Below are 25,128 nucleotides of genomic sequence, written 5' to 3'. Positions count from 1 at the left end.
TCCTCCACGGCTTAAAAGCCGTGGCAATTTTACATTCTACTTTCTACTTACTACTTTATACTTGCTACTTTATACTTTTTTCTAAAACGGGTGCTGATATCCCGGCACGCTTGTTTCCAGCGCCATTCCGTTTTTCTGAAGTAATTCTCTTCCTAAGTCTATGTAGTTCATAGCGCCGGTAGAAGTCGGGTCGTAAGTTAAAACCGGTTTGCCGTAACTTGGAGCTTCACCGATTTTTACATTTCTGAAAATCTTATTCTTAAAAACTTTCTCTCCGAAAAATTTATTTAATTCCGCTTCAACCTGATTTGATAATCGTAAACGTGAATCAAACATCGTCATTAAATATCCTTCGATGTTTAAATCAGGATTGAAAGAATTTTTTACGTTCTTGATTGTATTGAGTAACTGTGATAATCCTTCCAATGCATAATACTCGCACTGAACAGGAATCATAACTGAGTTAGCTGCCGTTAATGCATTAAGAGTTATCAGTCCAAGCGATGGGGGACAGTCAATAAATATAAAATCGTATTTTGGTTTTCCGTCTGGTTGTCCACCTTCTTTGCCTTCATCACTATTAAGAAAACTATCCAGTTTGTTTTTCAGGACTCTTTCGCGTGAAGCAATCTCAATCAGTTCAAGCTCTGCTGCGACTAAATTTATAGTTGAAGGAATTAAATCAAAGTTCGGAATCGGAGTAGCCTTAATGCAGTTCGATGCTTTTTTATCTGTAACTAAAACTTCGTAAATTGTATTACCGTCATCAACGGGCTGAATTCCCACGCCGGTAGTTGCATTTGCCTGAGGGTCGGAATCAATCATAAGGACTTTCTTTCCGAGCGTTGCAACCGATGCAGCAAGGTTCACTGCAGTTGTGGTTTTTCCTACTCCGCCTTTTTGATTAGCTATAGCTATTATTTTTGTCATTAAATAGTAAGTGGTAGTCGTTTAAAATTCTCTTAAAAATCGATTGACTCGCCCGGTGCCAATATTGTGCACTTCTTTCCGATGGATTCAATTTTTCTTTTGAAATCATTTTCATCTATGGTAATCACAGGGAACGTATTGTAGTGTATCGGTACAATCATTTTAGGATTCAGATATTCTGCTGCCTTCACTGCGTCATCAATTCCCATTGTGTAATTATCACCGATTGGCAGAAAAGCGATATCAATATTATTAGTTTCGCCGATGAGTTTCATATCGTAGAACAAAGCCGTATCGCCTGCATGATAGATGCATTTTCCTTCGACAGATAAAATTATTCCCGCTGGGTCACCCGCATATTTTCCGTCGGGAGTTGAAGAAGAATGATGAGCCAAAGTAAGTTTTACTCTGCCAAAATCAAAGTTATATCCGCCTCCTAAATTCATTCCGTGCGACTTCACTTTTTCACCTACGTAATCGGCAAGCTCGGCAGTTGCAATTATTGTAGCATTATTTTTTTCAGCAAGAGCAATGCAGTCACCAAAGTGGTCGCCGTGTCCGTGAGATAAAATAATATAGTCGCATTTTACGTCATCAGGTTTAACGTCGCACTTTGGATTTCCCGAAATAAACGGGTCTATTAATATAGTATGATTTCCTGTCTTAATTTCCAGAAAGGAATGTCCGTGAAATATTATTTTGCCCATAATTTCTATTGTTTAGGTTTTCAAGTTACCATTAAATTGAAATTTATTAAAGTCTAAAACATTATTTCTCCCTATTAGTAGGTATAGGGAGGAAAGGTTTTGAATATAGATCTAGAGTTAGTATTTTTGTTTTGGCGACCTGACAATCCGGCATGGCGGATTAATCCTGTCAGGCCAGAATATTGTTCTCATTCCCAAACTCCGTTTGGGAATGCTTTGGGCGCGAAACTCCGTTTCGCAGTCAAACAGAGTTTGACATTACAGTTCCGTCCCAAACAGGAGTTTGGGACGGAGAACAAAGATATATTAAATTTGGTTGGATTAGTTTTGACAAAGATGGATTCTTATTTTGCAGAAAAACCCGACCAAAACCCGACTTTTTTTGAAAAATAAAAATGCAAGTATTGAAAAAACAACAACGGAGTTATAGAAAACCCGACTATTTTCCGCCTTTTAATATAGCTTCCCCCCTCCTTTATAAGGATGGGGATTGAGGGGGCGGTATCAAATGCTACTATTTAATTAACACAGTATCAGTGTTCCAGAATGTGACAATAATGTAACATTGGTTGTTATAAGGGTATAGACAACAGTTCGTAATTTGAAATTCGTAATCCGTAATTGAATAAGTTTGGTATAAAAACGTAACTTTTTAATATTTTTTAAAACGAGTATATTTATTGCTGTCTACAAAACTATACACTATTAATATTAAATAATCATATGGGAAATTTATTAAAGAAAAAATTGTCTTCTTTACTCCCTGCATTGAGAGACGAAGCGAAATCAATTGTAAAAGATCACGGTACGAGAATTATCAGTGAAGTTACAATTGACCAGCTTTACGGCGGCATGCGCGGTGTGAAAGGATTAGTATGCGATACATCAGAAGTTGGTTTAGATACAGGTTTAATTATCAGAGGGATTCCGATTCTTGAACTTACGGATAAACTGCCTGAAGAAGTATTTTACTTATTACTCATCGGCGAACTTCCTAACGCTGAAGAGCTCAAAGACTTACAGGAAGAATTATCTTCAAGAGCAACACTGCCGCAATACGTTATCGATATGCTCAACGCATTACCTGCAGATACTCATCCTATGGTAATGTTCAATACCGGTGTGCTTGCAATGGAATATGAATCTGAATTCAGAAAAGCTTACAGCACAGGCGCAGCAAAAGGAAACCTATGGGAATTTATGCTTGAAGACTGCTTAAACATTATCGCAAGAGTTCCTGTTCTTGCAGCGTATGTTTACAGAAAAAGATTCAATAAGGGTGATATGATCGCTCCCGATAAAAATCTTGACTGGGCAGCAAACTATGCAAAGATGCTTGGCATTCAGGATGATAACGGAAAGCTTGCAGACCTTATGAGATTATATATGGTGCTCCACTCAGACCATGAAGGCGGAAACGTTTCAGCATTTACAACATATACTGTTGGTTCTGCTTTATCCGATGCATACTATGCAATCAGCGCAGGACTTAACGGACTTGCAGGTCCATTACACGGATTAGCAAATCAGGAATGTCTTAACTTCATCGTAAAGATGAGAAACGATTTTGGTCACTCGCCATCTGACGAAGAAGTAAAAGATTATTGCAATAAGCTTTTACAAAGCGGAAGAGTAATTCCGGGATACGGTCACGCAGTATTAAGAGTAACCGACCCGAGATTTATTGCTTTCTTAGATTTCGGAAATAAATATATTCCGGATGATGAGATATTCAAAATTGTAAAACAATTATTTGAATTGGTTCCGCAGATCTTAATTCAACAGGGCAAAGCAAAAGATCCATGGCCAAATGTAGACGCAGGCAGCGGTTCAATGCTTTATCACTATGGATTAAAAGAGTTCGAATATTACACTGTAGTATTCAGCGTTTCAAGAATTCTTGGAATGTCAGCTCAGTTAATTCTTGCAAGAGGCATGAATGCTTCCATCGTAAGACCGAAATCTGTGACAACTAACTTCGTGAAAAAACACTCAGCTGTATAATAAATTTATGATTATTATAGACGGGGAGAGAGCTTTATAGCTTTCTCTCTGTCATAATTGTCGTAATTTATACATTCTTTCAAACACCTCTCTGTATATCATTCAATTTTCATTGATTATCCGCGATTTGTTCGGCATATAGATGGCTTCTTTATTTGTACCAATTTGTACTAATAAGGAGGATTTAATGAAAAATCTAAATTTAAAAAATACTCTCTTTGCCCTAAGCATACTGCTTTGCGCAATTTCTTTTTCCTGTAAAAGTTCGAGCTATACAGAACAGCAAAATGATCAAGCAGTTGCAAAAGATACGGTTGCACAATCTGATATAAATGAATCCCATGAAGATTTAATGACCGTAGATTATAAACAGTTTTATGATGAACTTGCACCGCATGGCGAGTGGATTGAAGTGACATCAAAAGATCTGAAATCTGAAGAGCCTACTTCAGCAGGAGAACAATCAGACGAACTTAACGAAATATTAAAAGACAGAAGTTCATCATTTCCGCATATGACTTTCAGCCAATTATTCGGAGTGAATGATGCTGTAGCAGCTGATGTAAATGTTGGAGCATTTTTTGTATGGAGACCGGACCCATCGATGGCAGTTTCAATTTCTACAGGTACTCCTGTGGTAACAGATGAACCTACTGTTGTTGCTGCTGCACCAATGTACAGACCTTATACAAACGGTCAATGGATAGCATCTGACGAAGGCTGGTACTTTAAAGCTCCTACTCCATACGAAGAAGTAGTTCACCACTACGGAAGATGGGCATACTCACCAACAATGGGATGGGTATGGGTTCCCGGAAGAGTCCGTTCACCAGCATGGGTTGACTGGAGAGAAGACGATGATAATATAGCGTGGACTCCTGTTCCGCCTGATGTATATGTTGTCAATAATGTAATACAGCCGGTTCCGGTTTACGAAGACCGTTATGTAGTAGTAGAAAAAAGATATTTTGTTGAGCCCGTTGTTTATGAACATGTTTATGTTGATAAAATAAAAGTTAAAGGCATGAAAAAGCTCAACGGAATATTTGTAAGAGACAGAGTGATTTGTAATCATGGTCCTGAGTTTACTGAGATAGAAAGAATCTCGGGTAGACCAATTGCTCCGTATAAAGTTGTAACGATGAATGAAGGCTTTAAGAATACATGGATTGAAAACAACAGTATAAATACTTTTGCACCGATTTTTACAAAGGTAAAAGGAAACAAGAACAGAAATATTGTTGTAAGTTCACCTGAGAAATTCAATAATTTTCAGGAAGTCTGGAACAGAGAAAACAGAAACAACTCGGCCGGAAATAAGAACAAAGTTGAAGATATCGGTAAGCAAAACGTGCCCAATATGGATAAGCAGCAGCACGATAACAAAGGGATGAAAGAAGGATTTAAAGAAAACAAAAAAGAAGAAAGAAAGAAGATGATTGATGATTCTAAAATGAAATACGGTGAAAAGAGAGGAAATCAAAAATTTGAAAAAAGGGAGAAAGCTCCTAAAAATAATGACGGAAACTTTAATAAAGAAAGAAGTAATAAAGACAAAGGAAATAAAGAACAGCCTAAGAAAGAAGTGAAGAGAAACAAAGAAGATAAACAAAAGGGTAATCCTAATAAGGATTTTAAAAGAGATAAGTCTCCGGGAAATCCTAAAAAGGAAAACAGAGATTCAAGGCCGTCAGGAAATGACAGGCCAAAAGATAATCCGAAAGGTGATAAGCACGATAAACCTAAAAAGGACCACTGATAACAATTGAATCGTGCAAAAGTTAGGAGAGGTGTCCAGACATCTCTCCTTGCTTCTTTAATTTAATTCTTTATGTCACTTTTTTATTTTCCAGTCCTGAAGTTCATCCAGCATTTTATAATCAGTCAGATCGTATTGTATAGGAGTAATGGAAATATAATTTTCCTGTATTGCTTTATGGTCTAAATCATTTGTCTTATCAGATAAGATATGGTCGCCGACTAACCAGTAGTAAGGTCTTTTATTCGGGTCTAAACGTTTCTCATAGAAGTCGTCCCAGTCAGATTTTCCCTGCTTGGTAATCAATACACCTCTGATTTTACTTTCAGGAACGGCAGGTATGTTTACATTGAGCAAAGTTCCTTTCGGCAGTCCTTTTTGCAAGACAATCTTTGCAATCTTAGCAGCGAATTTTGCCGATGGTTTAAAATCTGTAAATGAAAAACTTCCCAGTGAAACAGCTATAGAAGGAATGCCGAGTATAGTTGCTTCTGTAGCGGCAGAGACTGTTCCTGAGTAAATTATATTGATAGCAGTGTTTGCTCCCTGGTTTATGCCCGAGATGCAAAGGTCAAATTTTTTATCTGCATATAAATTTCTTGTTGCAAGCTTTACACTATCGGCGGGAGTGCCTTCAACTGCATAGCCGAAAAATTTATTGTTCTTGTAAATCTTAGTTGCTCTTATCGGACTTGAAACCGTTATCGCGTGCCCCGCAGCGCTCTGCTGTGTATGCGGTGCTGCAACATATACTTCGGCAAACTTGCTGATTTCTTTTGCAAGTGTGTTTATGCCGGGTGATTCTATTCCGTCATCGTTTGAAATAAGTATAACAGGTTTTTTATTCTTCGTTACTTTTTTCTTCTGTACTTTTTGCATGGAGCTTATTTATCCTTTTTGAAAATTGTTCTTTTTAATTTTTGTATTGAGTGGTTTAACTCAGTTCCAATGTTGCCAATAGAGTTAGAGATTTTATCAGTAGATGATATTTGCAATGCTCCCTCTTTATAAAAAATGCTGTCTGTATCATCGTGAATTAAGAGTTTATAGTTGTTAGTGTTCAGCCAGTTTTCAATTTCATTCTTATATGGATTGGAATATTTACCTGCGCGGAGCTCTATGTTAATCAGCTTAGGACGCGAGACTAAATGCTTAAGCACAAACCATTCAGCTCCTTCGATATCAATTGAAAGTATATCAATGTCTCCGGCATCCATAGTGCTGAATAATTTCGCTTCAGCAGTGAAGCTGTCTTTTTTATCAGGTTTGTAATTATCGTTTATTATGGCGGGACTTTCATTTATTCCTTCAAGAAATGTTGATGCCTGCGAGCGGTAAAGCGTTACAGTCTCTTCCTTATCCCAGACTGCGAAAGGAAAAACTTTGATATTTTTGCCTTTGAAATACGAATGAATTTTTTCAACACATATCGGGTCAGCTTCTACTAATATTGCCTGTATCCCTCTATCAATAAATTCTTTGAGTTTTGATGTTTCCGGATAATATACACCGACTTCACAAACAACTTTTACATCGAGCTTTTCACTTTCATAAATTTCAAACAGCTTGTTCATCGTGTTCTTTAAGTTCCTGAATTTTTGTCCATAGTAAATCTTTTAGTTTGTCCAATCCTTCGCCGCTTACAGATGATATTAATAATTTCGTTTCATCGGTTTTAATTTTCTGTATTTTCTTTTTCAGTTCATCGGGGATTGCATCAATTTTTGTGAAGCAGATTATTCTTGGTTTCTTTATAAGCTCTTCAGAGTAATTCTCCAGTTCTTTTAATAAAGTCTTATACTCCTTCAAAAATTCTTTCTTAGTGCTTGCTTCAATTAAGTTAGTTGTATCTATTAAGAATAATAAAATCTTTGTGCGTTCGATGTGTTTTAAGAATTGAATCCCTAATCCTTTTCCGTCAGATGCTCCCTCTATAATTCCCGGGATATCAGCAACAACGAATGACTCATATTCCTTGTATCGAACAATTCCGAGATTAGGGACTAATGTAGTAAACGGATAGTCCGCTATCTTTGGCTTCGCTGCAGAGATGTTAGAAATCAATGTTGACTTGCCAGCATTTGGAAATCCAACCAAACCTACATCAGCTATCAGTTTTAATTCAATTATAACATTAGCTTCTTTGCCGTCTCTTCCTTGCTCTGCATATCGCGGTGCCTGTACAGTCGATGTCTTGAAGTGATTATTTCCTCTTCCGCCTCGTCCGCCTTTGAGTACAATTTTTTCTTCGCCGTCTTTTGTAAGGTCGGCAAGCACTTCACCTGTTGTTTCATCTTTTATTATGCTGCCGCAGGGGACTTGTATTATCACGTCTTCTGCATCTTTGCCTGTCTTCAGTCCGCCTTCGCCATGCTTTCCTCTTCCTGCCTTGTAATGTCTTTTGTACGAGAAGTCAATTAAAGTAGAGAGCTGTGCATTTGCTTTGAAGATTATATCTCCGCCTCTTCCGCCGTCTCCGCCGTTTGGTCCGCCTTTAGGAACGAACTTCTCCCTGCGAAAACTTACAACTCCGTTGCCGCCGTCTCCGGACTTAATAAAAATTTTTGCGTGATCTAAAAACATTGTTATCCCTGATTGTTTGCTTTATTTGTGAAATGCTCCTGTAAAGCATCGGTAAATTTTACCACCGGCTTGTGATAAATGTGTACTTTATTTTCGTTGTATAAATCTTTTAAATGAGAAGCCGCTTCTTTCCAGTTGTTTATTCCGGCAAGAGTTCTGAATGAATTCTTCATTGCCGTTTTGCTTCCGGCGTAAACTTTATCTCTTATAACGTTCAGTTCTTTTTCAGTGAAGAGTCTTTTTATTTCGTACTGGTCGCCTATATCGTTATCATGGGTCTCTGCAAAAACTTCCTTATCCTTCTCTGAAATATTCTCTTCCTCTTCTTTTTCTTTCGCGTCGCGTTCTTTAATTAAATCATCAGAGTATATATCGTATTTAGTATAATTAATTTCCTTCTTAGGTGCTTTTATCTCTTTCTTAGGAATATCAATCTCAATCTTTTTTTCTTCGTTTTTTAACTCTTCTTTTATATTATCCTGTGTAATAGTTATCGGCTCAAATATTTCTTCATGCTTATCTTCTTTCCTCTGAACATTTTTTTCATTTGTCTCTTCATGCTTCTCTGTATGTTTCTCATCGTGAACTGTATATTTATCGGTAAGGACTTTTATGATATCCTTATAAGAAACTAAAGTAGTATCTTTTAAATTAGGAATGACATCAAACTTTTTCAGTAAATCATCATACTCTTTATCTTCCAGAAAAATCTTTATAAATGAAAAGGGAATGGAAGACTCTAAATTAATTTTGCTTTCATCATCGTACTTAAGCTTGAAAATATTGACCAGAAAATTCTTTATCTTTACACCTGAAATCTCATTGGTAAGCTTATTGTATAAAACTTCATTCGTATCTTTTAATAACAATTCGATTTTGTTTCTTGATACATATAAATGAGTTTCCTCATCAAGATAATTTAATATTGTATCCGGGTAAAATTTGTAAAAGGTAAATACTTTTAGCTTATGTCTTATCTCGTTATCGGACTTTGATTCTATACTGCCGTAAACGTAATTCAATAAAGTCCACTTAGGTCTCAGCGTAAAATTAAACTGCAGCTTTACGCCTTTCTCAATCAGCTCATCAAGATAATCGCTTTCAGTTATTTCCTGAGTTTCATTAAAAATAAAATTTTTGATGAATGGTGATAGCTCGCTCTTCGCTACTGTATTTCTTGATACAGGTGAGAGCAGTCTTATTTTACTTTTTTCCGAATTTGTTTTTTCTTTTACAAGACTTTCAAACATCTTTTTTAATCTTATTGCTTAATATTTAAAACAAATACTTTTTAATAAAAAAGCCCGCGAACGGGCTTAAAATTTAAGTGCGTTACGAAAGTAATTCTTAAGCTTCCTTCGTTGAAATTCTTTTCTTCAATTGAGAAATATGCCACGTGATATTAATTTCCTTCGGACATGCTTCGATACAGTTAAATATTGTGTGGCATCTCCATATACCGTCAGGGTTATCTATGATATCAAGTCTTTCCCCATGCGCATCATCCCTTGTATCAAAAGCAAATCTGTATGCTTTTAGCAATGCTGCGGGTCCAAGATAATTTTCATTTGTCCATGTGGAAGGGCATGATGTTGTGCAGCATGCGCATAGAATACACTTCGCTGATTCAAACAGCATCTCTGCATCTTCATTCGATTGCAGTCTCTCGCTGTTTGGCGGCGGCGGTGTTTTGTTTATCAGATATGGTTTTATTACTTCATATTTCTGGAAGAAGCTGGACATATCCACTACTAAATCTTTTATTATCGGCAGTGATGGCAGCGGTTCAATTGTAATAGGCTTGTTTGTATTCATATCTTTCAAAAGAAGTGAGCAAGCAAGTCTGTTCTTGCCGTTGATCTTCATTCCATCGCTTCCACAGATTCCGTGAGCGCATGAACGCCTGAACGTAAGAGTCCCGTCGTGTTTCCATTTTATCTCGTGAAGAACATCGAGAAGTCTCCAATCTCCGCTTATGCCCTTAAGATTGAAGTCCTGAAAATACGGCTGTGAATCTTTTTCAGGGTTGTATCTCAAAATTTTTACTGTGATATCCATTATAATAATATATTAATGATAAATTTTTATTTCAATTATTTATTTCAACTTGTAATCTTCTTTTAACGTCTGAATAAATTTCTCTTTATCCGGGCATTGGTACGTTTTATCAATCAGCTCATATCCTTTGTAAACTTCTCCGAGCGTATAATAATTTGCTGTAATAGCTGCAAGTATAGTTTTCACCGAGCCTGCATCCGTATTGAATGTTTCATCACCTTCTGCTTCACATTTGTAATTACTGTCTAAGAAAACTTCTAAGTCACTTTGCCATTCATCAATCTGAGAACGAACCAGCACAGGATAATTTTTTGTGATTTCTTTGAACCTTCCGTTCTCTACTGTATAAACTAAAACAGGCGCTCGTGTCTCTGCAAAATTTGTGAACGCATACGCAAACATCATATTGTAAGTTATCATCTGATACTTACCGTTTTTATTCAAATCCTGAATTTCAAAATATGCATCTGCGGTAAATAAACTATCCGTAAAAACCAGCTTGTCGTTTTTTATTTTACAGGCGTATAATGTATTGCAGCAATGCGCACCGCCGGTATAAACATTAAACAGAATTGTTTTATTCCCGTCCTTATTGAAATCTACTGCAGTTACAGTATCAATCCTTTCTTCAAATTCGCCTTTGTAAATTACATCGTTACCTTCGGTAACTCTCAATGTCGTTGTATAATTCGAATCGACATGAATTGCTCTGAATTTGTAATTGCCGACTTTAAAATACGCTGTATCACTTTGCGCAAAGGTTATGCTAAAGAACGATAAAAAAACTAAAACAAGACTTAACTTCATTTATTGGGGTTGATAATTTATTAGTACTTCTTTTTAATACTTTCTTTCCATTGGTGTAAATCTTGTAAGAGTAACCGGTTTGTATTTCAATATCGGTTCTCCGCCTTCAGGATTCTTGAAAGCAAATGTATGCTTCATCCAGTTTACATCGTCTCTCTTCGGAAAATCTTCTCTTGTATGCGCGCCGCGTGATTCCTGTCTTGCATAAGCGCTGTTAACAGTTGCTTCTGCTGTAACAATTAAGTTATCAAGCTCGATAGCTTCTATTAAATCCGTATTAAATACTTTTCCTTTATCCTGAATAGAAATATTCTTTGCTCTCTCTTTTATCTCTTTTACTTTCTCAACCATTCTTCTTAAGTCAGCTTCGTTCCTGAAAACTCCGCAGTCAACCATCATTGTATCCTGCAGTTCAGTTCTGAGTGTTACAACTTTTTCGCTTCCTGATTTATTGAATATATCGTTGATTATCTTTTTTGATTTCTCTGCAGCATCGGCAGGCATCGGTGCGTAATCATTGTTCTTCACAAATTCCGTTACTGCCTTTCCTGTTCTTCTTCCGAATACAACTAAGTCCAGTAATGAGTTTGTTCCGAGTCTGTTTGCGCCGTGAACTGAAACGCATGCGCATTCACCGGCAGCATAAAGTCCTTTAACTGTATCGCCTTTTTCATTTAATAAAACTTCACCGTTTACATTTGTAGGTATACCACCCATAGCGTAGTGAGCAGTAGGCTGAATCGGAATAGGTTCTTTTGTCGGCTCAACGCCTAAGTATGTTCTTGCAAAGCCGGTAATTTCCGGGAGCTTATCATCAATAACTTCTTTTCCTAAGTGTGATACATCAAGGTAAACGTAATCTGTTCCGTCACTTCCTCTTATTCCGCGTCCTTCTCTTATCTCTGAAATAATTGCGCGTGATACCATGTCTCTAGGTGCCAAGTCCATAACAGTCGGAGCGTAGCGCGCCATGAATCTCTCGCCGTCTTTATTCTTTAATATTCCGCCTTCACCTCTTGCAGCTTCGCTGACAAGTATTCCAAGCTTCCATAATCCCGTCGGGTGGAACTGGAAGAATTCCATATCTTCCAATGGCAATCCGTTGTTATAACATAATGCATAACCGTCGCCTGTTCCTACGTGAGCGTTAGATGTAATTCTGAAAACTCTTCCGTAACCGCCTGTTGCAAATATAACTGCCTTAGCGTGGAAGGTGTGAATTTCACTCGTTGCAATATCCATTGCAACTACACCTTTGCAAACTCCGTCTTCTACAATTAAATCTGTTACAAAATATTCCGAGAAGAAATTTACGTGATTCTTTATACAAGTTTCATATAGGGTGTGAAGCATTACGTGTCCTGTTCTATCGGCTGAGTAGCATGAGCGTTTTACAGCGACTCTTTTTCCGTTAGGTTCATTCGGGTCAACAGGTCTTGTGTGCCCGCCGAAAAATCTCTGAGCGATTTTTCCGTCTTCATTTCTTGAGAACGGCATACCCATGTGTTCAAGCTCCATGATAGCTCTTATAGCATCTTTGCACATAACTTCAATGCAGTCCTGGTCGCCGAGATAATCGCTTCCTTTTACAGTATCGTATGCATGGTTCTCCCATGAATCATCTTCCATGTTTGCCAGCGCTGCGCAGACACCGCCCTGGGCTGTTCCTGTATGGGAACGCGGCGGGAAAACTTTTGATAGAACTGCGCATGAATATTCTTTCGGAATTTCTACAGCTGCGCGAAGCCCCGCGCCTCCTGCACCGATTATAACAACGTCAAAATTTTGTACCATGATTTTATAAAATTACCTTTGTGATTATTTTAAAAATTTCTTTTTATATTTTATATAAATTTTATTCGTTTAAAATTTTCTCCTGTTTCCCAACGTCCCCGTTGGGAAACTACCTTACGAAAGAGGATCCCGCTAAATCGGGACAGGCTGTTCGTAAGGAGAACAGATGAATTAATTTATTCGTCTAAATTCTTTATAGCTTTATAAAGGTCAGCTTTCTTTTTGTTATCGTCAATTCCGGAACCGTATACACTTTTCAAATCCATATATGCAAGTATTGCATCAAACTTCCTTCCTTCTTTAACTGCAATCATACCTAAGTAGTACAGTAAATCAATATTGTAAGGTGTTGTGCCGTACAATGTCATTTCACGGTCGTAAGCGTTCTCAAGAATTTTCTTCGCCTTATCATAATCTTTATACTTCTCATAATAGATTTTACCAAGTCCTACATATGCGCTTGTATTACTTGAATCCCTTCCGATTACTTCTTTATAACTCTTTTCCGCTTTTTTATAATCGCCCATCAAATCATAAATGTTTGCGATGGAATATCTTATAAAATTATCCGACGTATCAGCCCTTTGCATTTTTTCATAGAAGGTTAATGCCTTCTTATAATCTTTCGAAGAAGAATAAGCGCTTGCAAGCGAAGAGCTTAATGAGTTAACCAGACTATCCGATGTAAATCTTTCCCTTACAGTCTTAAATAAATCTTCTGCTTTAGTATATGAATCCGTCATCACATATAAATCAAGCAAATCTCTGTACACGTAAAAAGTATCGGGGTGCATTTCAATACATTTGAAATAATAACTTTCAGCCTTTGCAAGATTGATTCTGTTTGCTGAATCTTTTCTTACGGCGAAAGTATCAATCACTTTCATAGTATCTTTCCATTTGGAGTAATACCATTCGTAACTCAACTGTGATTTCAGATTACCCGCAATTCTGTAATTTGAGTTAAACAGACTCTCTTCTTTCTTGGCTTTTAACTCCTCATTATCGGCAATGTTACCTGTGCCGATTAGAGCCGCAGTTCTTTTAAAAGCATTTATTGCGACGGCAAAGTTAAGATTGCCGTAACCCATGTAAGTATAAGTTGTAATACCTATCACTTCACCTTTTGAATTGAAAAGAGCTCCTCCGCTGTTACCGGGAGAAATTGCTGCCGTTATCTGAATAACTTTTTCAAAAGTCTTAACAACGGGCATATATGTTATCGGGTCAGTGAAATCAACCTTCTCGTTACTCCTTATTGCTGCTACAATTCCCTGTGATATTGTGTATTCAAATCCTAAAGGACTTCCAATTGCATAAACATCTTGTCCTTGCTTTACATCATCTGAGTTCCCAAAATTTATTGTCTGAAAATTTAAACTGTCTTCAGAAACTATTTTTAAAATCGCAAAATCGTTTTTCTCATCTATTAAAACTATCTGAGCGTAATAAAAATTACCGTCGCTTGTTTTTACAATTAAGCTGTCAATTCTTTCAACAACGTGAAAGTTAGTTCCTATTAATCCGTCGGCTCGGAAAATAAATCCGCTGCCGTTCAATAAAGTCGTATCTCTGTTAGTATATGTATAATAATTATAGTTATCAGAGGTATGATACCAGATTGAAACCAGCGCTGCCTTATTATTTTCAATAATTTCCTGCGCATTAAAGTCTCCGTCTTTCGGTCCCTGATTATCTGTTACATTTTTTTCCTGAGCAAGCGAAATACCAGTAGCTATGAAAAGAATAAAGAATATTCCTAAAATAGTAAATCTTAAATCTGAAATCTTAAATCTGAAATTTAAAATCATTTTCCTTTCCACTCAGCTTTTCTTTTTTCAACAAATGCATTCATGCCTTCAAACTTATCTTCTGTTGCAAAAAGTAAGTAGAAATTTTTTCTTTCAAACTCAAGACCGGTCTCAATTGTAAGATCCAATGAACGTGATACACACTCTTTGCCGAGCATTACAGCAACTGCCGGCTTTGATGCAATTTCTTTACCGAGCTCAATTGCTTCATCTAAGTATACTTCATCTTCAACTACGCGGGTAACAAGTCCCGCTTCAAACATATCTTTGGCAGACATCATTCTTCCGGTGAGAATCATTTCCATTGCGCGCGCTTTTCCGATTGCCTTAGTTAATCTTTGAGTGCCGCCTGCTCCGGGGATTACACCTAAGTTTATTTCCGGCTGGCCGAACTTTGCGCTTTGTGCAGCTATTATCATATCACAGCTCATTGCCAGCTCACAGCCACCGCCTAATGCGAATCCGCTTACTGCAGCAATTATAGGTTTTCTTATTTTTCTTATTTTATCCCATCGTGCAAACTGATTGCTTAGCTGCATTTCAATTGCAGTAGCATCTGCCATTTCTTTTATATCTGCGCCTGCGGCAAAAGCCCGCGCATTACCGGTTAATACTATGCAGCCTATTTCTTCATCTCTGTCAAAATTTTCCATTGTGCCTACAACTTCTTTCATCAGTTCAACTTTTAATGCATTCAAGACATCGGGTCGGTTGAGTTGTATCAAGCCGACTTTAAGTCCGCTTTTATTTTCAATTTCAGAAACAAGTATATTATTGTAAGAAGCTGAAAGGTAAGATTTATCGCTCATTATATTAGAATCTAGATAAAAATGTGGAATGATTGTAAAAAATGAAATTAAGGTTATTGATTTTTAATTACAATGAAGAATAGAAGGTGAAATAGACGAGTCCATCACACCCAAAAAATTCAAATTGGTTTAATTAATACAGTACCCCCATCCCTTTAGGATGGGTTACAATTTTCTGTCAAGAGGATTTTTAAAATGTTTCCATATATATAGTAATAGGTCCGTTTGAATTTGAAAAGTGCATGACGATTTGTAAATTAATGAAGTTCTTTTTCAATACTTGAAAATTCAAAAAATTTTAAAAACTGCCGTTCTTGTTTAAATAATGTTTTAAGAAATAACTTACGAGGGGGCGATAGTTTCGGTGCATGTTTTTACAAAATTTATTTCTTACAAAATTTGCAGCTTTGATTTTTAAATACTTCAAATTTAAACAAGCGGGTTTTTGAATTTAATTTTCAAAATACTCTTTATATTTTAAAAAATGAAAAATTTCCCAATACTCGGCTTCGGCTGTTATAGAATTGATTTTAGAGTTGAAGAACACAGAAAATCACTTGAAAAAGCTATTTTAGAAGGAATTACGTTAATAGATACATCGGCAAATTATGCAGACGGCAAAAGTGAAATACTTGTCGGTCAGGTAGTCACCAAGCTGATTGAAGAGAATAAAATTAAAAGTGGAGATCTTACTGTTGTAACAAAAGCAGGATACATTCAGGGCTCAAATTATAAAACTGCTTTGACAAGAAAAGAAGAAGGCAAACCTTTTCCCGAAGTTGTTGAGTATGCTGAAAGACTTTGGCACTGCATTCATCCTGAATTTTTGCAGCATCAGTTGGATGAACAGCTAGGAAGACTTCAAATGGATTATGTTGATGTGTACCTGCTTCATAATCCCGAATATTTTCTCGGATGGGCAGAGCACTCAGATATGAAACTTGAAGACGCAAGAGAAGAATATTACAGAAGAATAAAAAATGCTTTTGCTTTTCTTGAAGAGAAAGTTAATGAAGGCAAAATAAAATCTTACGGAATTTCTTCCAACTCTTTCCCGGGTTTTCATAATGAATATAACTTTACTTCACTGGAGAAAGTATTGCAGATTGCCAATGAAATCAGTCCTGAAAATAATTTTAAATGTATTCAGCTTCCTTTTAATTTAATAGAGAGCGGCGCAGCTCTGACTAAAAATCAAAACAGCGGAACGAAGACCGTTCTTGAACTCGCAAAAGAAAATAACTTAGATGTATTAATAAACAGACCTCTGAATGCTATTACTGCAAAAGGTCTTCTTCGTTTAGCTGACTTTGAAGTAACAGGCGCTTATGTTGAAAATGATTTTGTAAAACAGAATAAGCTTGTAATGTTAATGGAGCAGGATATCATAGATGAAAAATTAGTTGATATGGAAGCAAGTGAGGATTTAGAAAAGGCTAAGAAATATCTTTCATTCGGAAAACTTATTGATGAGAACTGGAAATTTTTCGGAACGCTGGAGCATTTCAACGATAACATAGAATATAACTTTGCTCCGAGAATAAACTTTCTCACTGATTTTTTTAATACTCAGGTCGAGGATGCCAGCGCCAAAGAATTTTTTGCAAAATATTTAGCGGAGAGTTATAAATTATTTAATTTTATTTCGACGTATTATAAAATAAATGCAAACTCCCGTAATGCGAAGATACACGCGATTATAAACTCAATTATTCCGGAAGAATATCACAGCTTAACTCTCTCGCAAAAAACAATGCTGCTTATTTCTTCAACAGAGGGAGTATCCACAGTGTTAATCGGGGCAAGAAAAGAAAAATATGTAGATGACTCAGTGAAAATTTTAGGTTTGAAAAAACTTCCTGAAACAATTTCCGTATTTAAAAAAATAAAAAGCGAAATAGCTGACCATATAAATTAATTGTATTAACTGTATTAACTGAAATGATACCTTTCAAAGAACTGAAAACAAAAATAATTTTAATAGCATCTCTGGTTGTTGTATCCGGAGTACTGCTGTATTTTTATTTAGGTAGATCTGAAAGTTCAAACGAAACTATCATTACAAAAATAACCGATAAGAAATTTACAGATGAAGAGTTAAGAAAAAAGATACCAACGGAAATTGATACTATATTTTATTCATTCGGGATTAAGAAAGAGTGGATAAAAGATGACAAGAACGAAAAGCAGGATAAGAACGACAAGAAGAATGATAAGAAGAATGATAAGAAGAATGATAAAAAGAATGAGAAGGTAAATCCCGACTTATGGTTTGCGAAAGATGTTGCAATTCCGCTTGACCTCAGCACCATAGAAGTTACAACGAACCTGACTAACATGCTTCGCTTTTACGGACTTGAAGAAACTATCAATGAAGACCCGAAAACACGAAACATCAGTGCTGATATATTTTTTAAGAAAGACAGCTTAAAGAAAACTGTCGGCAATATAAAGCTGAATTACACCGATAAAATAAAAAGAGATGCATCGGATGTTTGCCTCATATTAAACAACATTACTGATTTTAAATCTTCTGATTTAAACGATGTGCTAAACTCAAATGAAAGCTTCTCGGTTATTCTTCCTCTTACCAATGATAAATCTGACATGCAGGCATCGATTGAAAATTCAAAAAAAGATTTTCTTCTTAAATTTTCTATAGGAAAAGAGGACGATGTTGAATCTGATTTTAAATCAGGAACTGAAAACAATCGTGGATGGAGAGCAAAGATAAAAAGTGTTTCATACGAGTTTGCAAAAACCGGCGGAGTGATAATTGAAAATCCTGTTAAAGATTTTGTCTTCGAGCAAAAAATAAAAGAAGAATTTCAGAAGTATAAAATCACAGTATATAAAGATACAATGCTTACAAAGTTTGCATCGTCAAACATTGACGAGAAAAAGATTTACGATTTATTTACAAATATAATTAACAGGACTAAAAGCGGAGCAGGAACGATTTTTTATATTCTGAATCTATCTCCTTCGGAATTTACATTTCTTGATAAAGAAATTGCAAATTTAAAAAGACGCGGATATAAATTTTATTCGTTCAAAGATATGATGCGAAAGCTTAGTGCGCCGTTGGTAAAACCGAGTGATGAAAAGAAAAACGATAATCCGCAGGGAGTTAAAGCTGATACTTTAAATCCCGAACCAAAAACACCAATAAAAAAGAAAAAGTAACTAAAGAAAAATTAGTAAATGAATACACAGGAAATATGGATGAAGTACGCCTTCAAAGAAGCAGAGAGAGCATACGAAGAAAATGAAGTGCCGATAGGATGCATCATAACTTTTCAGAATACAATCATTGCAAAAGCTCATAATCAGGTTGAGACGTTAAAAGACCCGACTGCTCATGCAGAGATAATTGCAATTACTTCTGCTGCTGAATATCTGCAGTCAAAGCAGCTTATCGGCTGCAATATGTATGTTACGCTTGAGCCATGCCCCATGTGCGCGGGAGCGATTGTGATGGCTAAGATTGATAATCTTTACTTCGGCGCATTTGATAATAACATCGGCGGATGCGGAAGTGCATTCAATATAACTTCAAATGAAATGATGAATCATAATGTAAATGTCTATGGCGGAATTATGGATAAAGAATGCGCAGGGATTTTAAAAAGTTTTTTTGAGGTGAAGAGGTAGTTAACTTATATATAAAGGCTCCTTTTCTTTTTTACTTTCCAACCGTTGTCAGTTCTTTCGAGGTAATACGTTGTGCTTGACATATCATTAGTCACTCCAACAGAAGCATATTTTAAAGATTTATCAAATATTATTTCACTTATTGTATCATAATCACCGATAAGCATTCCTTCTCCTCTGTTAAAAATATCATCACCATTCTCATCGGTTATAATTACATGGCCGCCAGTAAAATATATTGGAAGATAGTTAGTTAAATACGAAAATCTTTTTTGAAATTCTTCTTCTGTTCTCTTCAAATTATTATTTTCAAATCGGGTAAATTGTTCTTTCCTGAAATTCCCAAGTAAAAAATAATTAAATATTCCTATGTAATTTGAATCCAAAAATTTTGCCTTTTCCACTATATAAGAGGGCAAAAAATTTTTAATTTTTATTAGCTTAAGCTCATTGCCATTCATGAAGTAAGATATTTCAGGCGGCTTTAATGTATCTCTTCGCTCGTTTTCAGGGAAATAGTTATTCCATGTTGAGTCCTCAGTCCATTGAAAATAACCAATTCTCTCTTTTACCCTGATAAAAAAATCAGACGGTAAAAGACTAAGGTTTAATTCAGGCAAAGAATTACTTTGCATATTTAAAGAATAGGCAGGTTTCGCATCATTTTCCCCATAAGGATGTTCAGTAATCTTTTTTTTCTTGTAAAAAAGTTTATAGATTTCGACTGCGGAACTTAAAATGCTGTCCTGATTAGTTTCATCTATATAGTTAGCAGGTAAATCTTTTTTCCAGTTATTTATAAAAATCAGCATAAGAGAATCAGAATTTTCTTTGTAAGCTCTTTCTAATAATTTTATCTGAGATTGAGAAAATAATTGAGAGGTGAAAAACATGAGGGTAATTAATATGAGGGAAATTAAAATGAGGTATTTAGATAATTTCCGTTCCATAGATGAATGTAACGAAAATTTTAAAAAATAAAAGCAGATTCAGATTACTCCGATAATTTTTTCTTCAAGCAGTCCTTCCTGGTTCGTAATGATAACTTTATAAATGCCGGTATTTAAAAAATGTGTTAATACATTTATTGAATGATTGCCCGGCTCATAAACTCCTGAAAGCAGTTCTGCTTTTTTCTTTCCGTACATATCATAAAATTTGATTTTAAGTGTCCCCGGATTTTTTGTGTGAAAATTATATATAAATGAATTCACTTCATCTGTTTTTTTATAAACTCTGCTGTATGCATCTGCAACCATGCAGATCTTTTCTTTTATAATTGCATTAAGCTTCGCGCTTAAATCGTTTGCATAGGTGGAAACATCCATGTTCCAGATGCTGTTATCCTGAATGTGAACGTGCCTGTTGCCTCTGTGACCATGCTCAAGATAATGAACATTTATGGCATCGTTTAGAGAAAGAATTTTTGCTTTATCTTCGGGAGGAGTATAAGCCAGGTCCATTGCTGCTCCTATGATATGCGGCGATGCTTCAATATTAGACCAGCCTCTTCTTTTATAGAGCAATTGAGCTTCATTTGTGCGCATTCCATCGGAAACTCTTGGTCTGAATTTTACTTTATCCAGCAGATATAAAAATTTTATTAATGCTGGAGTCTGCATATAAGGAATTACATTAAACTTAAGCTCCATGAACGGAAAAGCAAACTTCACCATTGGAAAGTATCCTTTCTCATTCGTATAGCTTATGAAGTTGTAATCCGGAATGTAGAAGATTGAATCAGTGCGAGTTATAATTTGAAACTGATTGTTTATGCTACCGTCGTCATTGATGAGTTTTAAATAGCCGGAGATAAGGTGATTTTCTTTTGTGTAAAAGAATGCGTTATCGGATTCGCAGTTATAATCCACAAATGAAAAACTTTCTGCTTTGCAGAAATTAAGCAGAGTAAAAAAAAGTAATATGCGGAATATTATTGGGGTAAACTTCAATTTTATTTCTGATAAATAAATTACATTTCACCGAATCCTTTTTCAAAAAAATCAATCATCTCAACCGATAAAGCTTCTTCATCTTCGCCTTCAAATTTCAGTGTAAGCTTCGAGCCTTTTTCCGCGGCAAGAGTCATTACGCCGATTATGCTTTTACCGTTAACTTCAAAATCATCCCGTGTTATAAAAAAATCGGCTTTGTACTTTGCGGCGATTTTAACAATTGATGATGCAGGGCGTGTATGCATTCCTGCATTATTTACAATCTCAACTTCTTTTTCAATCATTTGTAAAAATTAAGAATTTCTTTCGAGTAACATTTGTGAAAATCCCTTCAGCAGTTCCTGATACTTCGGGTCAAAATCTTTTATGCATTCATCTGCTTTTAAAGTATAGCTCTCCACTGCTTTTTTGGCAGCGTCAATCACTCCGTAATCGTGATATATTTTTTTAATTCTTTGTATCTCTTCTTCCTGGTTATCTTTTATTCCTGAGTTTTTTACTATCAGTTCAATTCGTTTCCTGTCTTCTTTCTTGTTCACAACTTCAAGCGACTTTAGCAATAAATAAGTTTTCTTCCCTTCAATTAAATCTCCGCCGATTTTTTTCCCGAATTCCTTTTCATCTGCAATTATATCGAGCAAGTCGTCCTGTATCTGAAATGCCAGACCTGAGTTAATTGCAAAGTTTCTTATGTTACTGATCTGTTCTTCAGTTCCTCCTCCGATAATAGCTCCCATAACTGCGCTGACTTCAATAAGCTTTGCAGTTTTTTTCTGAATCATCATTAAGTATTTATCAATCGTTACATCGCTTTCTAATTCAAAATCTTTGTCATAGCTTTGCCCTTCGCAGACTTCAACAACGCCCTCAGTAAATTCTTTAACTATATTTTCTATTCCTAATACTTTTGTTCTTAATAATGATTTATAGGCTATAGCGATTAAATTGTCGCCGGCAAGAATTGCAGTGTTTACGTTCCATTTTTTATGAACGGTCTCGTTTCCTCTGCGGGTATCGGCATTATCCATTATATCATCGTGAACTAATGTAAAATTATGAAGCACTTCAATAGCTGCTCCGGCATCAAGGGCATCTTCAATATTGCCGCCGACAGACTCACAAGCAAAAAGTAAAATAACGGGGCGGATTCTTTTTCCGCCGCCTGAAAGGATATAATTTACGGGGTCGTAAAGACTTTTGGGTTCTTTTTCAACAACGAGGGAGTTTATTCTTTCATCGATTTTACTCTTATAAACACTATACTTCTCTAAAAATTTTTCCATTATTCCGATTTATTCTTCCTGATGCGTGAAACTTTTAATTAGTTTTTGAATTTAAACAGAAGATTTGGGTTATAATAACCGCAAGGCAGTTGTAATTCTATTGTAAATAAAACTGTTAATATATAAAATATTATTCGTTAGAAATATGAAATTAAAAGTGTTCAAATACATGTCTAAAAATAAGATTCTCTTCACATCCTTTCTCGCTTTAATACTTGCAGCTTCCTCATTTGCATTTATTCCAAACTCAGATAACAGATTTCATGAACTGCTTTCGGAGAAGATTCAGAAATATATTAAAACAGATGCGCAGGAAATTCCTGACTGGGCTTTAACTGACCCTAAAGACGGCTATGAAGGAACCAGAACATTGGCTTTCAGAGAGTATTTAAAAACTACTCAGACTCTCAATGAACCGAAGCAGGTTGTTGTTGCAGTTATTGACGGAGGTATAGATATAAATCATCCTGACTTAAAAAATAATATCTGGCAGAACATGGCTGAAGTAAACGGCCAGCCGGGAGTAGATGATGACGGCAACGGATATATAGATGATTTCAACGGATGGAATTTTCTTGGAACACAGGAAAGTCTTGGGATGGAATTTACGCGTGAATATTTCAGATTAAAAAAAGAAGGTGTGAGCGAAAGTGACCCTTACTTTAAAAAAGTTAAGGATGCATACCTTGAAGAAAAAAGTGAAGTCATGTTTATGAAAATGGGAATTGGAACCTCAGTGGATGAACTTAATAAAGCTGAAACAACTTTAAAGGAAAGAAATTATCCGACTGACCCTGATAAACTGCAGAAAATTTCCAATACATTAACAGGAAAATATGAAGAGGCAGCATCGGTTATTCTAAATACATATTTCATGTACGGAGTTAAGAAAGATGAAATGTTAGAATTGCAGAAAGAGTATGATACGAAATCAAAATACTTAACAGATACGACAAGCACATATTTATTGATTGGAGATAATCCGAATTTATTTTTAGATAAATCTTACGGCAACAATAAACCTAATACAGGCAGCATGGACCATGCAACTCACGTTGCAGGAATAATTGCAGCTAGTGTAAATACAATCGGTCAGTGTCCTTATGCAAAAATTATGAGCATACGATGCGTGCCCGATGAAGGCGATGAAAGAGATAAAGATATTGCAAACGGAATTCATTATGCAGTTGATAACGGTGCGAATATTATAAATATGTCAGCAGGAAAATATTTTTCTCCTAAAGCTGACCTGGTACTGGAAGCGATGAAGTATGCTGAAGAAAAAGGAGTGTTATTTGTAAACTCAGCAGGTAACGACGGAGCTGATATAGAAACAAAAATCAGTTATCCGAAAAAATTTATGATGGAAGACGGAAAAATGAAATTTTTCTCGAATATGATTGTAGTCGGAGCATCAACGTGGATGAAGGAATGGTCTAAAGAAAAAGATCCGGAAGATTTAGCAGGGCATTATGACCTTGCAGCTTCGTTCAGTAATTATTCAAACAAAATTGTTGATGTGTATGCTCCGGGTGTTGAGATAAACAGCTGCTATCCGAATCCCTTATACAAACACGAAAGCGGAACAAGCATGGCTTCCCCTGAAGTAACAGGTATTGCAGCTAATTTAAAAGCGTACTTCCCGAATCTTACTGCAGCCCAGATAAAAGAAATTATTACAAGCTCAGTGAGAACATATCCGGGATTACAGGTGAAAGTAAAAGGGAAAAATTCGAAAGTGCCGTTCGCAAGTTTATCTCGTTCGGGCGGAGTAGTAGATATGCTGAATGCATTCAAGCGTGCTCAGGAATTTGCTCAGAATTAATAACTCATAACCCCAGTAGAATGAGAAAATTTTTTGTTGTTCTGTTTTTCTTTATATGTATTACTTCAAAAATTTTTGCAAACGCTGCCGCTCCCGGATTTTATAATAACGGAGGCAGCAGCGATTTTATTCCTTTCTTTTTTTCCGATGCTCAATACCTGGATAAAATTCAGATGCAGAGCGAGCAGATAACTGTTCTGCTATATCCTAACTTTGCAGTCGTGCGTGGTGAGTATAACATGCTTAACTTATCCAACAAAGAAATAATTTTTAATACAGGTTATCCAATCAATGCTTCTTATGAAAACGAATTGGTTTCTAGAGTCAGCTTTGAAGATATTTACGGACTGAAAGTATTTGTTGACGGCAAAGATGTGCCAAATGAAAAACTGAAAGCGGGGGACTCGAGCTATTCATTCGATGAGAAAAAACGCAATCTGTACAATAACTGGTACGTATGGAAGTCAGATTTTAAACCGGGTGCAATCACAAAAATAAAAGTTTACTTCATTGTTAATACTTCAAACAGTATCTTAAGAAAAGGTTACAGCAGGGATAACGATAACGGCTTTGTTTACATACTTGAGTCAGGCAAAGCATGGGCTAAAAATATCGAGAGCGGCAGGATAAATATTCAGTTAATGGATGGGTTGACTGCAAAAGACATTATGGGTGTATCTCCAAACACAAAGTTTAAGATAAACGAAGAAAGCAATAGCTTAATTTATGATTTTAAAAATTTAGAGCCGACTCCGAAGGATAACGTTCTTATACGTTATAAAAGCGCGAAGAGTAAAACCGATATTCAGTCAATAGTTTCAAACTCAGCCAAATATTTTGATGAAGTTGACCGCATTCAGCCGGCTAATATCATCGCTGAGTCTTACAAACCGTTCACGGCGAATGATTTTGAAGTGCATGATTCGGGCTTCAATGTCTTTTCAACTATAATGTTGTTTCTGGTTTTTGGTGTTCCGATTATAATAATTCTCGTTATTGCAGGTATAGTTATATATATTGTTAAAAGAAATAGAAAAAAGAAAAAACAAGCACTTACGCCATAATTACGCAGATTTGTCTCAAATAAGTTCATTTCATTTTTGACCTCTTATAAACCCCGTTTTCTCATTGAAACTCTCTGGGTAAATC

22 protein-coding genes are annotated in these 25,128 nt (G+C 35.9%); 7 read left to right on the top strand and 15 right to left on the bottom strand.

Going from position 1 to position 25,128, the window contains the following annotated elements:
* Positions 1-81: 81 nt before the first annotated feature.
* Both JST55_05785 and JST55_05780 read right to left on the bottom strand, forming a co-directional pair.
* Positions 82-930, bottom strand: a complete 849-nt coding sequence (locus tag JST55_05785; protein ID MBS1492996.1) for an AAA family ATPase — start codon at positions 928-930, stop codon at positions 82-84.
* 32 nt (positions 931-962) lie between these two features.
* Entirely contained in the window at positions 963-1,637 is a 675-nt protein-coding gene (locus JST55_05780) for a metal-dependent hydrolase (protein MBS1492995.1), read from the bottom strand.
* Between the two features lie 723 nt (positions 1,638-2,360).
* Here JST55_05780 and JST55_05775 point away from each other — a divergent pair.
* Positions 2,361-3,641: a citrate (Si)-synthase gene (locus JST55_05775; GenBank protein ID MBS1492994.1), complete on the top strand. Its 1,281-nt coding sequence runs from the start codon at positions 2,361-2,363 to the stop codon at positions 3,639-3,641.
* Between the two features lie 187 nt (positions 3,642-3,828).
* Entirely contained in the window at positions 3,829-5,400 is a 1,572-nt protein-coding gene (locus JST55_05770) for a hypothetical protein (GenBank protein MBS1492993.1), read from the top strand.
* A gap of 75 nt (positions 5,401-5,475) precedes the next feature.
* Here JST55_05770 and surE read toward each other — a convergent pair whose 3' ends face one another.
* From surE to JST55_05725, 9 genes are all read right to left on the bottom strand, one after another.
* Complete coding sequence (surE, locus tag JST55_05765) at positions 5,476-6,279, bottom strand: 5'/3'-nucleotidase SurE (protein ID MBS1492992.1); 804 nt, start codon at positions 6,277-6,279, stop codon at positions 5,476-5,478.
* Between the two features lie 5 nt (positions 6,280-6,284).
* Positions 6,285-6,974, bottom strand: coding sequence for an FkbM family methyltransferase (locus tag JST55_05760; protein MBS1492991.1), 690 nt, complete (start codon positions 6,972-6,974; stop codon positions 6,285-6,287).
* Positions 6,958-7,983: a GTPase ObgE gene (gene obgE / locus JST55_05755; protein MBS1492990.1), complete on the bottom strand. Its 1,026-nt coding sequence runs from the start codon at positions 7,981-7,983 to the stop codon at positions 6,958-6,960. Before obgE ends, JST55_05760 begins: the two co-directional genes overlap by 17 nt.
* Before the next feature lie 2 nt (positions 7,984-7,985).
* On the bottom strand, positions 7,986-9,233 hold the full coding sequence (locus JST55_05750; protein MBS1492989.1) for a hypothetical protein: 1,248 nt from the start codon (positions 9,231-9,233) through the stop codon (positions 7,986-7,988).
* A 97-nt stretch (positions 9,234-9,330) separates the two neighbouring features.
* Complete coding sequence (locus JST55_05745) at positions 9,331-10,041, bottom strand: succinate dehydrogenase iron-sulfur subunit (GenBank protein ID MBS1492988.1); 711 nt, start codon at positions 10,039-10,041, stop codon at positions 9,331-9,333.
* Between the two features lie 39 nt (positions 10,042-10,080).
* On the bottom strand, positions 10,081-10,848 hold the full coding sequence (locus tag JST55_05740) for a hypothetical protein (protein ID MBS1492987.1): 768 nt from the start codon (positions 10,846-10,848) through the stop codon (positions 10,081-10,083).
* Positions 10,849-10,881: 33 nt separating this feature from the next.
* The gene (locus tag JST55_05735; protein ID MBS1492986.1) at positions 10,882-12,645 is read right to left on the bottom strand and encodes a succinate dehydrogenase flavoprotein subunit; all 1,764 of its coding nucleotides are present in this window, start codon (positions 12,643-12,645) and stop codon (positions 10,882-10,884) included.
* A gap of 173 nt (positions 12,646-12,818) precedes the next feature.
* Positions 12,819-14,453 (bottom strand): trypsin-like peptidase domain-containing protein, encoded by a 1,635-nt coding sequence (locus tag JST55_05730; protein ID MBS1492985.1) that lies wholly within the window; start codon positions 14,451-14,453, stop codon positions 12,819-12,821.
* Entirely contained in the window at positions 14,450-15,262 is an 813-nt protein-coding gene (locus JST55_05725) for an enoyl-CoA hydratase/isomerase family protein (GenBank protein ID MBS1492984.1), read from the bottom strand. Before JST55_05725 ends, JST55_05730 begins: the two co-directional genes overlap by 4 nt.
* Before the next feature lie 484 nt (positions 15,263-15,746).
* Between JST55_05725 and JST55_05720 the strand changes: the two genes are divergently transcribed.
* Genes JST55_05720 through JST55_05710 form a run of 3 tightly spaced genes read left to right on the top strand, consistent with a single transcriptional unit; the run spans position 15,747 to position 18,916 of the window.
* The gene (locus JST55_05720; protein MBS1492983.1) at positions 15,747-17,180 is read left to right on the top strand and encodes an aldo/keto reductase; all 1,434 of its coding nucleotides are present in this window, start codon (positions 15,747-15,749) and stop codon (positions 17,178-17,180) included.
* A 23-nt stretch (positions 17,181-17,203) separates the two neighbouring features.
* The gene (locus tag JST55_05715; GenBank protein ID MBS1492982.1) at positions 17,204-18,448 is read left to right on the top strand and encodes a hypothetical protein; all 1,245 of its coding nucleotides are present in this window, start codon (positions 17,204-17,206) and stop codon (positions 18,446-18,448) included.
* A gap of 18 nt (positions 18,449-18,466) precedes the next feature.
* Positions 18,467-18,916 (top strand): nucleoside deaminase, encoded by a 450-nt coding sequence (locus JST55_05710; GenBank protein MBS1492981.1) that lies wholly within the window; start codon positions 18,467-18,469, stop codon positions 18,914-18,916.
* A 5-nt stretch (positions 18,917-18,921) separates the two neighbouring features.
* Here JST55_05710 and JST55_05705 read toward each other — a convergent pair whose 3' ends face one another.
* From JST55_05705 to JST55_05690, 4 genes are all read right to left on the bottom strand, one after another.
* On the bottom strand, positions 18,922-19,809 hold the full coding sequence (locus JST55_05705) for a hypothetical protein (GenBank protein ID MBS1492980.1): 888 nt from the start codon (positions 19,807-19,809) through the stop codon (positions 18,922-18,924).
* A gap of 96 nt (positions 19,810-19,905) precedes the next feature.
* A complete protein-coding gene (locus JST55_05700) occupies positions 19,906-20,787 on the bottom strand; it encodes a T9SS type A sorting domain-containing protein (protein ID MBS1492979.1) in 882 nt (293 codons plus the stop codon).
* A 101-nt stretch (positions 20,788-20,888) separates the two neighbouring features.
* Positions 20,889-21,155 (bottom strand): HPr family phosphocarrier protein, encoded by a 267-nt coding sequence (locus JST55_05695; protein MBS1492978.1) that lies wholly within the window; start codon positions 21,153-21,155, stop codon positions 20,889-20,891.
* Positions 21,156-21,164: 9 nt separating this feature from the next.
* Entirely contained in the window at positions 21,165-22,154 is a 990-nt protein-coding gene (locus JST55_05690; protein ID MBS1492977.1) for a polyprenyl synthetase family protein, read from the bottom strand.
* A gap of 169 nt (positions 22,155-22,323) precedes the next feature.
* Here JST55_05690 and JST55_05685 point away from each other — a divergent pair, with 169 nt between their 5' ends.
* Positions 22,324-23,979, top strand: coding sequence for a S8 family serine peptidase (locus tag JST55_05685; protein ID MBS1492976.1), 1,656 nt, complete (start codon positions 22,324-22,326; stop codon positions 23,977-23,979).
* Positions 23,980-23,999: 20 nt separating this feature from the next.
* The gene (locus tag JST55_05680) at positions 24,000-25,043 is read left to right on the top strand and encodes a hypothetical protein (GenBank protein MBS1492975.1); all 1,044 of its coding nucleotides are present in this window, start codon (positions 24,000-24,002) and stop codon (positions 25,041-25,043) included.
* The last annotated feature ends 85 nt before the right edge of the window (positions 25,044-25,128 follow it).

This window comes from Bacteroidota bacterium (assembly GCA_018266835.1).
GTDB lineage: Bacteria > Bacteroidota > Ignavibacteria > Tepidaquicellales > Tepidaquicellaceae > JAFDZO01.
This window is presented reverse-complemented; position numbering and strand designations above follow the sequence as displayed.